The sequence below is a fragment of the Streptomyces sp. NPDC052114 genome (genome assembly GCF_040680155.1).
In the GTDB taxonomy this organism is placed as follows: domain Bacteria; phylum Actinomycetota; class Actinomycetes; order Streptomycetales; family Streptomycetaceae; genus Streptomyces.
The window spans coordinates 193,140-206,931 of record NZ_JBFAWC010000002.1 but is presented as its reverse complement, the minus strand read 5'-3'; the positions used below and the strand labels follow the sequence as shown (position 1 = coordinate 206,931).

At 72.5% G+C, this 13,792-nt stretch carries 12 protein-coding genes; 4 read left to right on the top strand and 8 right to left on the bottom strand.

From position 1 onward, the window contains the following. Positions 1-30: 30 nt before the first annotated feature. Positions 31-963 carry a transketolase gene (locus tag AB0L89_RS05090; RefSeq protein WP_365134484.1) on the top strand — a complete coding sequence of 311 codons (933 nt, stop codon included), beginning with the start codon at positions 31-33 and terminating at the stop codon, positions 961-963. Here the strand turns inward: AB0L89_RS05090 and AB0L89_RS05085 are convergent. The 3 genes from AB0L89_RS05085 to AB0L89_RS05075 form a co-directional block, all read right to left on the bottom strand. Then, positions 917-2,233 (bottom strand): MFS transporter, encoded by a 1,317-nt coding sequence (locus tag AB0L89_RS05085; protein WP_365134481.1) that lies wholly within the window; start codon positions 2,231-2,233, stop codon positions 917-919. The genes AB0L89_RS05090 and AB0L89_RS05085 overlap by 47 nt on opposite strands. A gap of 67 nt (positions 2,234-2,300) precedes the next feature. Beyond that, positions 2,301-2,681 (bottom strand): MmcQ/YjbR family DNA-binding protein, encoded by a 381-nt coding sequence (locus AB0L89_RS05080; protein ID WP_365134478.1) that lies wholly within the window; start codon positions 2,679-2,681, stop codon positions 2,301-2,303. 65 nt (positions 2,682-2,746) lie between these two features. Next, positions 2,747-3,724 carry an alpha/beta hydrolase gene (locus AB0L89_RS05075; protein ID WP_365134475.1) on the bottom strand — a complete coding sequence of 326 codons (978 nt, stop codon included), beginning with the start codon at positions 3,722-3,724 and terminating at the stop codon, positions 2,747-2,749. Positions 3,725-4,048: 324 nt separating this feature from the next. Between AB0L89_RS05075 and AB0L89_RS05070 the strand changes: the two genes are divergently transcribed. Continuing rightward, positions 4,049-7,564 (top strand): ThuA domain-containing protein, encoded by a 3,516-nt coding sequence (locus tag AB0L89_RS05070; protein ID WP_365135567.1) that lies wholly within the window; start codon positions 4,049-4,051, stop codon positions 7,562-7,564. 10 nt (positions 7,565-7,574) lie between these two features. Next, positions 7,575-8,489 carry a sugar phosphate isomerase/epimerase gene (locus tag AB0L89_RS05065; protein ID WP_365134472.1) on the top strand — a complete coding sequence of 305 codons (915 nt, stop codon included), beginning with the start codon at positions 7,575-7,577 and terminating at the stop codon, positions 8,487-8,489. On the opposite strand, the gene AB0L89_RS05060 is transcribed toward AB0L89_RS05065, so the two are convergent. The 5 genes from AB0L89_RS05060 to AB0L89_RS05040 form a co-directional block, all read right to left on the bottom strand. After that, a complete protein-coding gene (locus AB0L89_RS05060; RefSeq protein ID WP_365135564.1) occupies positions 8,483-9,010 on the bottom strand; it encodes a GNAT family N-acetyltransferase in 528 nt (175 codons plus the stop codon). The two genes, AB0L89_RS05065 and AB0L89_RS05060, sit on opposite strands and share 7 nt — an antisense overlap. 44 nt (positions 9,011-9,054) lie before the next feature. Continuing rightward, a complete protein-coding gene (locus AB0L89_RS05055; RefSeq protein WP_365134469.1) occupies positions 9,055-9,618 on the bottom strand; it encodes an XRE family transcriptional regulator in 564 nt (187 codons plus the stop codon). 76 nt (positions 9,619-9,694) lie between these two features. Then, on the bottom strand, positions 9,695-10,537 hold the full coding sequence (locus tag AB0L89_RS05050) for an ABC transporter ATP-binding protein (RefSeq protein WP_365134466.1): 843 nt from the start codon (positions 10,535-10,537) through the stop codon (positions 9,695-9,697). 2 nt (positions 10,538-10,539) lie between these two features. Continuing rightward, entirely contained in the window at positions 10,540-11,565 is a 1,026-nt protein-coding gene (locus AB0L89_RS05045; protein ID WP_365134463.1) for an ABC transporter substrate-binding protein, read from the bottom strand. Positions 11,566-11,655: 90 nt separating this feature from the next. Beyond that, positions 11,656-12,519, bottom strand: a complete 864-nt coding sequence (locus AB0L89_RS05040) for an ABC transporter permease (RefSeq protein ID WP_365134460.1) — start codon at positions 12,517-12,519, stop codon at positions 11,656-11,658. Between the two features lie 248 nt (positions 12,520-12,767). Here AB0L89_RS05040 and AB0L89_RS05035 point away from each other — a divergent pair, with 248 nt between their 5' ends. Further along, on the top strand, positions 12,768-13,787 hold the full coding sequence (locus tag AB0L89_RS05035) for a LacI family DNA-binding transcriptional regulator (protein ID WP_365134457.1): 1,020 nt from the start codon (positions 12,768-12,770) through the stop codon (positions 13,785-13,787). Positions 13,788-13,792: the final 5 nt, after the last annotated feature.

Genomic DNA, 13,792 nt, shown 5'->3' with positions numbered 1-13,792 from the left:
TACCCGCACCCCCGGAAGGACCCCACCACCATGGACACCATGCGTGACCGCTTCGCCCCCGTCGTCTCGCGGCTGCTCGACGAGGATCCCCGCGTCGCCGTCGTCCTCGCCGAGATCGGCAAGGACGGGTTCGAGGAGGCGATGCGCACACACCCGGACCGGGTGATCAACGTCGGCATCCGGGAGCAGCTCCTCGTGGGCGCGGGCGCCGGGCTCGCGCTCGCCGGGATGCGCCCCGTCGTGCACACCTTCGCGAGCTTCCTCGTGGAGCGGCCCTTCGAGCAGATCAAGCTGGACTTCGGGCACCAGGGCGTGGGCGGGGTGCTGGTCAGCGCCGCGGCGTCCTACGACTGGCCCGCGGGCGGCTTCACCCACATGTCGCCGGGCGACGTGGCGCTGCTCGACACGCTCGACGGCTGGACCGTGCACGTGCCGGGCCACCCCGACGAGGCGGAGACGCTGCTGCGGCACGCGGTCGCGGCGGGCGACGACAAGGTCTACGCACGGCTGTCGGTGCAGGCGAACACGCGGGCGCTGCCCGTGGACGGCAAGCGGTTCCTCACCGTGCGCGAGGGCGGCCCCGGCGCCGGCGCGGTGATCGCCGTCGGGCCCATGCTCGACGCGGTCCTCGACGCGACGGAGGGGCTCGACGCGACCGTGCTGTACGCGACGACCGTGCGGCCCTTCGACGAGCGGGCGCTGCGCGGGGCCGTCGGGGCCGGGGCGAGCGCCGACGTGGTGGTCGTCGAGCCGTATCTCGCGGGGACCTCGACGGCCGCCGCGAACGACGCGCTCGCCGATCTCCCGCACCGGGTCCTCGGCCTGGGCGTGGGCCGCCGTGAGCTGCGCCGCTACGGGCAGATCGAGGAACACGTGGCCGCGCACGGTCTCGACGCGGCGTCGCTGCGCGGGCGGATCAGCGCCTTCCTCGGCGCGCGGCGGACTGCCGCGCCCGCTTCGTGACGGCGGTCCCCCGAGGGCTTCCCGCGGTCGTCCGCGAGGCCGCGTCGACCCGCACGAGGCCGCGGATCGCGGGCACCGCGAACAGGCACGCGCACACCACGATCGTCATCGCGCCGCCCGCGATCAGGACGTTCTCCGCGCCGAAAGCGCTCGCTGCGGGGCCCGCGAGCGCCTGGCCCACGGGGAGCATGGCGAGCGACCCCGCGACGTCGTAGGCGTGGATGCGGTTGAGGACGTCGGGCGGGACCTGTGTCTGGACGCTCGTCGCCCACATCACGCTCCAGAAGGAGAGCCCGGCGCCCGCGACGGCCGCGCCCGCCGCCATCAGCGGGACGCCGAGCTGGAGGCCGACCGCCGTCGGGAAGGCGCCGTAGCCGATCAGGGCGAAGGTGCCCGCGCGGAGCATGCGGCGGGGGCGCAGGCGCAGGGCGACGAGGCCGCCGACGACGGTGCCCGCGCCGAGGGCGGAGTTCACCAGGCCGTACGTGCCCGAGCCGTGCTCCTGGACGACGAGGGTCGCCACCAGCGGCACGCTCGGGCCCGTGGTCATGATCATCAGCAGGCCGTAGACGGCGATGACGCCCCACAGCCAGGTGCGGGCCCTGAACTCCCGCCAGCCCTGGACCAGGTCGGCCCGGAAGCCGTCGCTGTGCGGCCGTGATCCGGGGTGGGCGGGCGGCAGGCGGAGCAGGAGGAGGCACAGGGCGCTCAGCGCGTACGTCGCCGCGTGCGCGGCGAACACCGCTCCGGGTGAGGCGAGGCCGACGAGGACACCGGCGACGGCGGGGCCCGCGAGGGACGCGGTCGACTCGGCGACGCGGATCGCGCCGTTGGCCTTCTGGACGTCGGCGGCCAGGCGCGGCACCGTGCTGGCGACGCCCGGCTGGAAGACGGCGGCCGCCGCGCCGTTGACCGCGCCGATCGCGCAGATCTGCCAGAGCACGACGTGCCCGGTGAAGAAGAAGACCGCCGCGAGCGACTGCGTGGCGAGCCGGACGAGATCGGCGCCGATCATCAGCAGCCGGGTGCTGAACCGGTCGGCGAAGACCCCGCCGAAGATCACGAGGCCGGCGAAGCACACGGTCGTGGCGGCCATCGCGAGGCCGACGGCCCCCGCCCCGTGCCCGTACCGCAGCAAACCCGCGGCGAGCGCCACCGGCAGCATGGTGTCGCCGAGCTTGGCCACGGCACGGGCCGCGAAGAACAGCCCGAAGTCCCGCGACCAGATGCTCCGGTCGCCCTCCCGTCGCGTCCCCGTCCCTGACGGCACGCTGTCACCCCTCCCCTGCGGCACGGTGGGATCATGCCACGGGTTCCAGACAGCGCTCTCTATATATTCACTCCGTGGACGGCACGCCCAACTCCGGGTGCTCCTCGAGGAGTCGGGGCGGTGCGGCCTGGCGCCAGGAGTCGGCCAGGATGTCGGCGAGCTCCTGCTCGTCCAGCGCGGCGAGCCGCACCCGCACCCACGCGGAGGCCGCCTCGTGGGCGGCCACCCAGAACTTCTCCGGCTCGGCGAGGACCAGTTCGTCGCGCTCGGCCTTCGGGCAGCGCACGGCGAAGGAGGTCTCGTCGTCCGGCACCGTCACGAACATCTTTCCGGCCACGCGGAACGTGGGCATGCTCCACGCGATCTTCTCCACCGTGTCCGGCAGGGCGAGGGCGATGCGGCGCACGTCGTCGGAGGTGACGCGGGCCCGTGATCTGGACTTCGACATGCGAAGAACCGTAACCAACCCCACTGACAATCACCCGCCCAAAGACCCGCCCCGGACCTCCCGGCTCACAGCACGCGCTTGTCCAGCCACGCCGTCAGGTCCTCGTGGACCTCCTCCCGGTTGGTCTCGTTGAGGATCTCGTGACGCGTGTCCGGATAGCCCTTCCACGTGAGGTCCTCGACACCCGCGTACCGGAAGTCCTCCAGGAGTTCGTGGACCAGCGTCATGCCCTGGTTGCAGGGATCCAGTTCGCCGACGGCGACGTGGATCGGCAGATCGGCCGGCACGCGGGCGAGGTTGCGCGGGTCGTTGATCTTCCGGATGCCGCGCACCCAGTCCAGCGAGAGCCCCGCGGAGAAGGCGAACCCGCAGCGCTCGTCGGCGGCGTACGCGTCGACCTCGGCCTCGTCGCGCGAGAGCCACTCGAAGCCGGTGCGGTGGGCGTAGGGGTCGTTGAACGAGGCGAAGAGGTCGGGGACGTAGGAGGAGAGCGCGGCGCGGCCGTGCTCGGCGATCTCGCGCTCCAGCCGGGCGATGTCGCCCTCGGTCTCGGCGCCGGGCAGCGAGCGGAACGTGCCCGAGAGGATCACGCCCGCGAGCTCGTCGGCGTACTCCTGGACGTAGTCCCGCGCGAGCATCGAGCCGAGGCTGTGCCCCAGGAGGAAGTACGGGACGCCCGGGTACAGGGCGCGCGCCTGGTCGCCGATGGTCCTGAGGTCGTCGACGATCGCCCGCCAGCTGTCGGCGTCCTCCGCCCCCGGCCCCCCGGTGGTCACGCCGTAGCCGCCCGTGGCCTGCGCGGTGGCGCCGTGGCCGCGGTGGTCGGAGGCGAGCACGCCGTAGCCGTGCGCCGTGAGGTGGCGCGCGAACCGGTCGTAGCGCTGGGCGTGTTCGGCGGCGCCGTGCGCGATCTGGACGAGGGCGCGGGGCCTGCCGTCGGCCGGCAGCCAGGTGTACGTGGCGACGGGCACGCCGTCGGCCGTGGTGCACAGCCCGGCGGTGTACGCGGCGGGGGTGGTGGTGTCGTCGGCTCGGTCGGGCATCGCTGGGACTCCCCTGGGACGCGGCTGGTTTCCTCGGGGCAGCCTCCCCCGCGCGCGGGACGTCATGCGGGGCGAAAGGGGGTGGAGCGGTCCGGGTGAAGGGGGCGCGGGCCGACAGGGCGCGCCGCGAGGCCTCGTGCGACCCATTGACCCCCGTGGAAGCGGAACCTACCCTGAGTCCCGCGCGCTGAAAGCGCTTTCTATCACACCACACGGCACAGCGCCACCTCCCGCTCACGCGCGAGCGCGGACGCGACTCACCGCACACCCGGCGACCGGCAGCCGGCCACCAGCCCAGCCAGCCCAGGGAGCGCCATGAGTTCCATGAGTTCCGCGGCACCGAAGGCCACGCCCAAGAGACCACCGAGCGGCACACCGGGGAGCACGCCGAGAGGCGGACCGAGGCCCTTGCTCGTCCTCGTCGCCCTCCTCGCCCTCGTCGTGGGTCTCGGTCTCGCCGCCCCGCCCGGCGCGGCGGCCGCGCCGGCCTTCCGTGTCCTCGTCTTCTCCAAGGTCACGAACTACGCCCACGACTCGATCCCGGCGGGCGTCGAGGCGATCGAGAAGCTCGGCGCCGAGCACGGCTTCGAGGTGGAGGCCACCGACGACGCCTCGGCGTTCACCGACGCCAACCTCGCCCGCTTCCAGGCGATCGTCTTCAACAACACCAACTCCACGCCGGAGAAGGGCGATCTGCTCGACGCCGCGCAGCGCGCGGCCTTCCAGAAGTACGTCCGGGCGGGCGGCGGCTGGGTCGGGCTGCACGCGGCGTCGGCGAGCGAGCGCGACTGGGACTGGTACGAGGGCCTGGTCGGCGCGATCTTCGACAAGCACCCGGAGGTGCAGACGGGGCGGATCAAGGTCCTGGACCGCGCGCATCCGTCCACGAAGGGACTGCCCGAGCTCTGGGAGCGCACGGAGGAGTGGTACAACTGGCGCACCAATCCCACGGGGAAGGTGCACACCCTCGCGGAGATCAAGGTGCGGGACGGTGTGTCGGGGCTCGACGAGGGCGTCGACCACCCGTGGTCCTGGTGCCAGAACTACGACGGCGGCCGCTCCTGGTACACCGCGGGCGGACACGCCAAGTCGGCCTTCCAGGAGGAGGGGTTCCTTCGGCACGTCCTCGGCGGCATCCAGTGGGCCGCCGGTGACAAGCCGGGCGACTGCACCGCGACGAAGACGGGCGCCTTCCAGCGCACGCCGCTCGCGACCGCCGACCTGGCCGACCCCTTCGAACTGGCCGTCGCGCCCGACCGCCGGGTCTTCTTCGTCCAGCGCACCGGGAAGCTGAAGATCATCGACCAGGAGACGCTGAAGGTCTCCACGGCGCTGGACCTCGCGTACACGCCGGAGATGACGAGCCAGTCGGACGGGCTGCTCGGGCTCGCGCTCGACCCGAAGTTCGAGGAGAACCACCGGCTCTATCTCCTGCACTCCGACAAGACGGAGAAACGCATCAATCTGTCCCGCTTCACCGAGGCGGGCGGGAAGGTCGATCCGGCGTCCGAGAAGCGCCTGTTGACCATTCCGACCCTGCGCGGCGAGGGCCGGGCGAATTCGCACATGGCGGGCTCCATCGCCTTCGACAAGAAGGGCGATCTGTACGTCGCGACGGGCGACAACACCGATCCGTTCGCCTCGGACGGTTTCGCCCCGATCGACGAGCGCGAGGGGCGCCGCGCGTGGGACGCTCAGGGCACCGCGGGAAACACCAATGACCTGCGCGGAAAGATCCTGCGGATCACGCCGAAGGACGACGGGACGTACACCGTGCCCGAGGGAAATCTCTTCCCCGCGGGGACGGACAGGACGCGCGCCGAGATCTACGCGATGGGGCTGCGCAATCCCTTCCGGATCACGACGGACCCGATCAGCGGGGCGCTGCTGGTCGCCGACTACGGCCCCGACGCGCGCAAGGCCGTGCCCGACCGGGGCCCCGAGGGGACGGTCGAGTACGACCGGATCACCGAGGCGGGCAATTTCGGCTGGCCCTACTGCATCGGTGACAACACCCCCTTCAACGACTACGACTTCGCGACGAAGACGTCGAAGGAGAAGTTCGACTGCGCGAAGCTCGTCAACGACTCGCCGAACAACACGGGCCTGCGCGACCTTCCGCCCGCGCAGCCCGCGGACGTCTGGTACGCCTACTCGGCCTCCGAGGAGTTCCCCGAACTCGGCACGGGCGGCGGCGGTCCGATGAGCGGTCCCGTCTACGACTACGACGCGGACAACCCGTACAAGACGAAGTTCCCCGAGTACTTCGAGGGGAAGTGGCTCACCTACGAGCTGACCCGGCAGTGGTTCAAGACGTTCTCGATCCAGGAGAAGGACCAGACGTTCACCGATCCGCGGTTCCCGCCGGCGAAGGCGGGCGATCTCCAGTCCATCGACTCCGTCTTCGGGGACATGAAGTGGAACCAGCCCTTCGACGCGGACTTCGGCCCTGACGGGGCGCTGTACGTCATCGACTTCGGGCTCGGCAGCGGCACGGGACGCGGCGGCAGCAACGAGGGCTCGGGCATCTACCGCATCGACTACGTCGCCGACGGCCGCCTCCCGGACGCCCGCGTCACGGCGTCCCCCGACAACGGCGGCGCCCCGCTGACCGTGAAGTTCTCCAGCGAGGGCTCCGGGCTCCCGGGCGGCAAGCCGGTCACCTACGCGTGGGACTTCGACGGCGACGGCACGACCGACTCGACCGAGGCGAACCCGACGCACACCTACACCGAGAAGGGGCGGTTCAGCGCCCGCCTGAAGGTGACGGGTCCGGGCGACCTCAGCGGGCTCGCCGTACGGGAGGTCACGGTCGGCAACACGCGCCCGACGGTGACGATCCAACAGCCGCCCGACGGCGGGACGTTCAGCTTCGGCGACACCGTGCCCTTCACCGTGAAGGTGACCGACAAGGAGGACGGCCGGATCGACTGCGGGCGCGTCGTCGTCCAGTCCCAGCTGGGGCACGACTCCCATCTGCATCCGCTGGACAACTACACCGGGTGCGCGGGCGAGATCGTGACGGACGCCGGGGACAGCCACGGGCCCGGCCAGAACCTGTACTACGGCATCACCGCCCAGTACGAGGACAAGGGTGCCGGTGACGTGCCCGCGCTGACCGGGTCGGCCTCGCTGACGCTGCGGACGTCGTTCCGGGAGGCCGAGCACCGCACGGCCACAGGCGGCGCGCACGGCGGGGTCGAGACCGGGGACCGTGCGGACGCCTCCGGCGGCAAGCGCCTCATCGAGATCGAGGACAAGGACTGGGTCGCCTTCGACCCGGTGCACCTCAAGGGCGTGGACTCCGTGACGGTGGGCGCCGCCTCGGGCGGGCTCGGCGGCGACGTCGAGTTCCGGGCAGGCTCGCCCACGGGCAAGCTGCTCGGCAAGGTGAGCGTGCCGAACACCGGCGGCTGGGACAAGCTCGTCTCGCCGACCACCGCGCTGGCGAAGCACGACGGCACGACGAAGCTGTACGCGGTCTTCACCAACCCCCAGTGGTCGGCCGACAAGCCCGATCTGCTCTCGCTCGACTGGCTGCGCTTCAACGGGCCCGGCGTGGAGAAGCGCGCGGGCGCGAACGTCTCGCTCTCCGCGGCCCCGGACAGCGGCGCGCCTCCCCTGGCGGTGACGTTCACGGGCAAGGTGCGGCTCCCGGCCGGGCGCACCGCCGCGTCGTACCACTGGGACTTCGGCGACAACTCCAAGCCGTCCGGCGGCACTGAGGGCCCGACGGCCGAGCACGCCTACCCGCGCGCGGGTGCGTACACGGCGCATCTGACCGTGACGGACGACAAGGGCGACACGACGACCGGCGCGGTCCGGATCACGGTGAAGTGAGGAGACGGCGATGAGCGCAGAGAGCAGAGGAATCCGTTCCGAGGGCCCCGGGCGTGCCGTCGGCTCCCGGCGTGCCTTTCTCGGCGCGTCCCTTGGTACGTCGCTGGGGCTCGCGGCGGTGCTCGGCGGGGCCCTTCCCGCGCGGGCCGCACAGGAGCGGACCCCTCGGCGGCGCATCCCGCGCGGCGGCATCGGCATGCATCTGTACACGATGCGCGACGCCCTGGCGCGGGACTTCCCCGGCACCCTGGAGCGACTGGCCGGGATCGGATACGCGACGGTGGGCGTGAGCGGACGCCACGGGTACGGCGCCGCCGACATCCGGCGGATGCTGGACGCGGTGGGGCTGCGCGCGGTCCTGGAGCACGTCGCGTACACCACGCTGACGGGCGAGGGACTGCCGCGGGCGCTCGACGACCTGCACATCCTGGGCGCCCGGTGGCCCGTGGTCCCGAGCCTGCCCGGCGCAATGCACACGCCGGACGGGTTCCGGGAGGCGGCGCGGCAGTTCAACCGGATCGGGCGCGCCTCGCGCGAGGCGGGGCTCGGGCCGGTGCTCTTCCACAACCACGGCACGGACCACGTGGTGGTGGACGGCACGAACCTGTACGACGTCCTCGTCCGCGAGACCGATCCGGATCTCGTCGCCTTCGAACTGGACGTGTACTGGGCGGTGAAGGGCGGCGCCGATCCGGCGACGTACTTCCGGCGTCATCCGCGCCGCTTCCCCGCGCTGCACGTCAAGGACATGGCGGCGGACGGCGGCTTCGCCGACGTCGGTTCGGGGACGCTCGACTTCGCCGGGATGTTCGCCCACGCGCGCGCGGGCGGTGTCCGGCAGTGGCTGGTCGAGCACGACAGTCCGGCGGATCCGTTCGCGACGGCGCGGGGCAGTTACGCGTATCTGGCGGCGCTGCGCTACTGACCCGCCGGTCCGGCCGGCCCGGTGTCGCCGCGTGCGGCGCCGGGCCGGCGGTAGAACACGGTGGTCGGGTGGAGGTTGCCCGCCGGGTCGGTCGCGTAGTCGGGGATCGTGCCCGAACGGGTCCAGCCCGCCCGCTCGTAGAGGGACTCGGCGGGGCTGCCGGTCTCGGTGTCCAGGACGAGCAGGGTCACGCCCGCGCGTGCCGCCGCGTCCTCGGCGGCGGCCAGGAGTGTCCGGGCGAGGCCCTGTCCGCGGGCCCGGGGGTGCACCATCAGCTTGGCGATCTCGGCGCGGTGGCGGCCGTTGGGCTTGTCGACGAAGGCGAGCGAGACCGTGCCGGTGACGCCGTCGGCGTCACGGGCCGTCCAGACGGCGAGGTGCCCGGCGGCGACCGCCGTCCCGAGGCCGCGCCACCAGGCGGCCGCACCGGCGTGGTCCAGGTCCGCGAGGAAACCGAGCGAGTTGCCGCCGCGCACGGTGTCGACGAGCAGGTCGGCCAGGGCGTCGGCCGACGCGTCCAGCGCGGCGGCGTCGAGCCGGGCGACGGCGGCCGTCGGCGGCGCGGTCACGGCTGCACCACCACGAGCGCGTACCGCACGGCCTCGTCGCCTCGGCAGCGGAACCGCGAGGCGCCCCAGAGGCGGTAGCGCAGGCAGTCGCCGGTGCGCAGCGTGTGGGCCTCGCCGTGCACGGTGACCTCCAGGGCCCCTTCGAGCACCCAGATGTGCTGTTCGAGGCCGGGCACGGCCGGCCGGTCGTACGCGATGTCGGCGCCCGGCTGCAATCGGCCCTCGACGAGTTCGCCGCGCATCCCGATGTGCGGCGGCGAGACCTGCCAGCGCATGAAGCCCGCGTCGTCGTCCGCCCAGACCGCCTGGTCGACGGCGCGCACCAGCTGGGCGGGCTCGGCCTCCACCTCGCTCAGGAGCTGGGACATGGTGCGTTCGTAGACGGCGCACAGGCGGTTCAGGAGGGCCGCCGTGGGGCTGATCTCCGCGCGCTCGGCGCGGGACAGGGTGGAGCGGCTGATCCCGCTCAGTTCGGCCAGCTCGCCCAGGGACCAGCCGCGTTCGGCGCGCAGCTCCGACAGCCGGGCGGCGAGCCGCGCGTCGACTCCTTCGTGTTCCATATCCGGCACGCTATCCCGGATGCGGGACGCCAACAATGTGGGGTGCCTCTCAGCCGGGCACCGGCTCCCCCGGCCGTCAGTCGTGCGCCGACACGGCCCCCAGCAGCTCCCTGATCCGCGCCGTCGCCGCCCGGAACCCGGCCGAGGCCAGGGTGTCCGCGTAGTCCCGCTCCGGCGGCAGACCGACGTCGACGACCTCCGTCACCGTGCCGGGCCGCGGACTCATCACCACGACGCGGTCCGCCAGGTACGCGGCCTCGGCGATCGAGTGCGTCACCAGCAGGACGGTGGTGCCGGTCTCGCGCCAGATGCGGTTCAGCTCGACGTTCATCTGCTCCCGGGTGAGCGCGTCGAGCGCGCCGAACGGCTCGTCCATGAGCAGGACGGGCGGCTCGTGCAGCAGCGCCCGGCACAGCGCGACGCGCTGCTGCATGCCGCCGGACAGCTCGTGCGGATACGCGTCCTCGAAGCCGCCGAGCCCGGTCATGCGGATCAGCTCGTCGGTACGCGCGCGTGCCGACGCCACGGGCATCTTCCGCATCTCCGCCTGGAGCAGGATGTTGCGGCGCGCCGAGCGCCAGTCGAGCAGGGCGGCGCGCTGGAAGACATAGCCGATGTCGGGCCGCGGCCCCCGGACCCGCTCGCCGCCCAGGAGCACCTCGCCGGACGACGGCGCGAGCAGCCCCGCGACCAGCTTGAGCAGCGTGGACTTCCCGCACCCCGAGGGGCCGACGATCGCCACGAACTCACCGGCGCCGATGGTGAGCGAGACGTCGCGCAACGCCGTGACGTCCTTCTTCTTCGTACGGAAGCGGACGGCGACGTCGTCGAGCCGCACGGCGGGCGCGGCCCCGGCACGACCCTCGCCCCGCCCCGCCGCGGAGGCCGTCCGCTTCTCCGTCCTCGCGTCGTCGAGCATGCTCACCCCTTGATCCCCTTGGCCGAGTCCCAGTACTCCGTCACGGACTTGGGGCTCTTGACCATGCCGGCCTTCGCGAAGACGTCGATGGTCTGCTTCCAGTCCGCCTCCGTGTTGACGCCCGGCGCCTTTCCCTTGGTGGCGTCGGTGTGCAGCAGCGTCAGCGTGGTCCTGAACTGCTCGGACAGCACGTCCTTGGGCGGGAGTTGCTCGGAGGCGCCGTCCATCGCGGCGACGGCGGGACCCGGCTCCTTCTCGGCCGCCGCCCACGCGTCACTGACCGCCGCGGTCATCCGCTTCGCCAGATCACCCCTGCCCTGAAGGGTCTTGGTGCCCGCGATGAGCCCGTTGGAGTAGAAGTTCAGGCCGTGCTCGGAGAAGCGGAGGTAGGAGACGTCCTTCTTCGCCTTGTTCCGCATGGTCGGGCCCTGGTCGCTCGCGTAGCCGAGCAGCGCGTCCGTCCGGCCCGAGATCACCGCGGCGATCTTGCCCGCCGGGTCGGTGTTCTGGACGCTGACGTCGGAGGCGTCCATGCCGTTCTTCCGCAGGAAGATCGGGAACGTCTTGGTGAGCGCGTCGCCCGCCGTGCCCGCGACGGTCTTGCCCTTGAGGTCGTCGGGCGAGGCGACGCCCTCGGCCGCGAAGGACTGCACGGAGGCGGGCGTGGTCTGGAGGAACACCCCGAGGCTCTTCACCTGGACGCCCTGGTCGACGCCGGCGAGCAGGGCCGGGGTGTCGGCCCAGCCGAAGTCGGTCTGCCCCGCCCCGGTGGCCTGCACGGTCTTCTGCGACCCCTGGCCCGCCCTGATCTCCAGGTCGATGCCGTGCTCCTCGAAGATCTTCTGCTTCTTGCCGTAGTAGAACGGCGCGTGCTCGCCGTAGGGATACCAGTTGAGCGTCAGGGTCACCTTGTCGAGCTTCTTGCCGGAGTCGCTGACGCTCGTCTTCGCGTCGTCGCCGCAGGCCGTCGCGGTCGCCGCGACGAGCGCCAGGGGGACGAGGGCGGTGGGGAGTCTGCGCGCGTGCATGGGTCGGCCCTTCTCGCGTACGGAGGACATGGCGGGGGACGTGACGGGGGCTGGGGGTGGCCGGGTAGGGCGAAGGGGGTGGGGCGTGCGTCAGTACGAGGTGGTGGCGGCCGTGTCCCTGCGGCTGGCGTGCCACGGCAGCAGCAGCTTCTCGGCGATCTCGACGAGCACGAACAGGACGACGCCGATCAGCGACATGACGAGCAGCCCCGCGAAGAGCATCGGGGTGTCGAGGTTGCCGTTGGCCTGGAGGATCACATAGCCGAGGCCCTCGTTCGCGCCGACGAACTCGCCGACGACGGCGCCGGTGACGGCGAGCGTGACGGCCACCTTCAGCCCCGAGAACAGGTGCGGGAGCGAGGCCGGGAACCGGATCTTGAGGAAGGTCTGCCAGGGCCGCGCGCCCATCGTGGCGGAGAGCTGCAGCATCTCGGGGTCCACGGCCTTGAGGCCCGTCACCATCGAGATGACGACGGGGAAGAAGGCGATGAGGACGGCGATGAGGACCTTGGGGCCGATGCCGAAGCCGAGCCAGACGACGAACAGCGGGGCGATCGCGATCTTCGGGACGACCTGGGCGAACAGGAGGACGGGGTAGAGGGTCTTCTCGACGGTCGTCGAGGCGACCATCAGGACGGCGGATGCGATGCCGACGGCCACCGCGATGGCGAAGCCGAGCAGGGTCTCGTACGTGGTCACCCAGCTGTGCTGCCAGAGGTAGTCGGGCTTGTCGAGGACGACGTCGAGGGTCGCGCCGGGCGAGGGCAGCAGATAGGCCTCGACCAGCTCCGTCGCGGCGACCGCCCACCAGGCGCCGAAGCAGACGACCAGCAGGGCGAGCGGACGCCAGCTCTTCTCGGCCGCCGCTGCGGCGCGCCGCCCGAGGCCCGGGCGTCGCCGTTCGGCGACTCCCGCCGTCTTCACGGGAGTTGAGGACAGTGCGCTCTGGCTCACGAGGAACTCCCTGACATTCGGCGGGGTGCGGCGAAGTACGGGGGCAAGTGGGTGGAGATGCGCTGCGGCAGGTGCGGGGTCCGGTGGAGACGAGGGGTGCGAGAAACCGCTTTCAGAAAGCGCTTTCTGATACAGTGTCCGCCACGCTAATGACTGGCTGACCGCAGGGTCAAGAGGTCGGACCCGAGTTTCGCGGCGCGCCACGGCCCGGGGGGGGTGCGGTGAGGGAAGCCGAGCGAGGACTGCACGTGACGCTGGACGCGGTCGCCAGGACCGCCGGGGTCTCCCCCGCCACCGCCTCCCGCGCGCTCAACGGCACGGCCAGGGTCCGCGACGACCTGCGCGGCCGCGTCCTCGCCGCGGCGGACCGCCTCGGCTACATCCCCAACGCCCACGCCCAGGCGCTCGCCAGCGCCTCGAACAACACCGTCGGGGTCGTCTGCCACGACGTGGGAGACCCGTACTTCGCGGCGATCGCGAGCGGTGTGACGGCCGCGGCGGCCGAGCGCGGCCTGCTCGTCATGCTGGCCGGCACGTTCCGCGAACCGGGGCGCGAGATCGCGTACGTCTCGATGCTGCGCGCCCAGCGGGCCCGCGCCATCCTCCTCATCGGCTCCGGCTTCCAGGACCCCTCCTGGGAACGGCAGCTGGACGCCGAGCTGGGCCCCTACGCGCGCGCCGGGGGCCGCGTCGCCGTCGTCAGCAGGCACCGGAGCCTGCGGGTGGACACGGTGCTGCCGGAGAACCGCGAGGGCGCCGCCGCGCTGGCCCGCGCGCTCCTCGGGCTCGGCCACCGGGACTTCGGCGTCCTCACCGGCCCCGAGCGCCTGACGACGGTCGCCGACCGGCTCGGCGGGTTCCGTGCCGCGCTGGCCGAGGCGGGCGTGGCACTGCCGCGGGAGCGGGTGGTGGAGGGGGCGTTCACGCGGGACGGCGGCCACGCGGCCGCGGCGGAGCTGCTGCGCCGGGGCCGCCCGCCGACATGCGTCTTCGCGGTGACGGACGTGATGGCGGTGGGCGCGCTCGCCGCGCTGCGGGAGCGGAGCGTGCGGGTGCCGGACGACGTGTCGCTCGCGGGCTTCGACGACATCCCTCTCGTACGGGAGCTGACGCCGCCGTTGACGACGGTGGCGCTGCCACTGGCGCGGATGGGCCGCGACGTCCTGGAGCTGGCCCTGCGGGAGCCGCGCGGCCGGCGGTCGCGGGTGCAGCGGATCCGGGGCGAGGTGGTGCTGCGGGGGAGCACGGGGCGGCACCCCTCACCGTAGCGGCC

Excerpts from the sequence above, each read along its gene's own strand:
- AB0L89_RS05090 (WP_365134484.1), top strand. The coding sequence starts at position 31 with ATGGACACCATGCGTGACCGCTTCGCCCCCGTCGTCTCGCGGCTGCTC.
- AB0L89_RS05080 (WP_365134478.1), bottom strand. The coding sequence starts at position 2,681 with ATGTCGAAGTCCAGATCACGGGCCCGCGTCACCTCCGACGACGTGCGC.
- AB0L89_RS05075 (WP_365134475.1), bottom strand. The coding sequence starts at position 3,724 with ATGCCCGACCGAGCCGACGACACCACCACCCCCGCCGCGTACACCGCC.
- AB0L89_RS05070 (WP_365135567.1), top strand. The coding sequence starts at position 4,049 with ATGAGTTCCGCGGCACCGAAGGCCACGCCCAAGAGACCACCGAGCGGC.
- AB0L89_RS05065 (WP_365134472.1), top strand. The coding sequence starts at position 7,575 with ATGAGCGCAGAGAGCAGAGGAATCCGTTCCGAGGGCCCCGGGCGTGCC.
- AB0L89_RS05055 (WP_365134469.1), bottom strand. The coding sequence starts at position 9,618 with ATGGAACACGAAGGAGTCGACGCGCGGCTCGCCGCCCGGCTGTCGGAG.
- AB0L89_RS05050 (WP_365134466.1), bottom strand. The coding sequence starts at position 10,537 with ATGCTCGACGACGCGAGGACGGAGAAGCGGACGGCCTCCGCGGCGGGG.
- AB0L89_RS05045 (WP_365134463.1), bottom strand. The coding sequence starts at position 11,565 with ATGCACGCGCGCAGACTCCCCACCGCCCTCGTCCCCCTGGCGCTCGTC.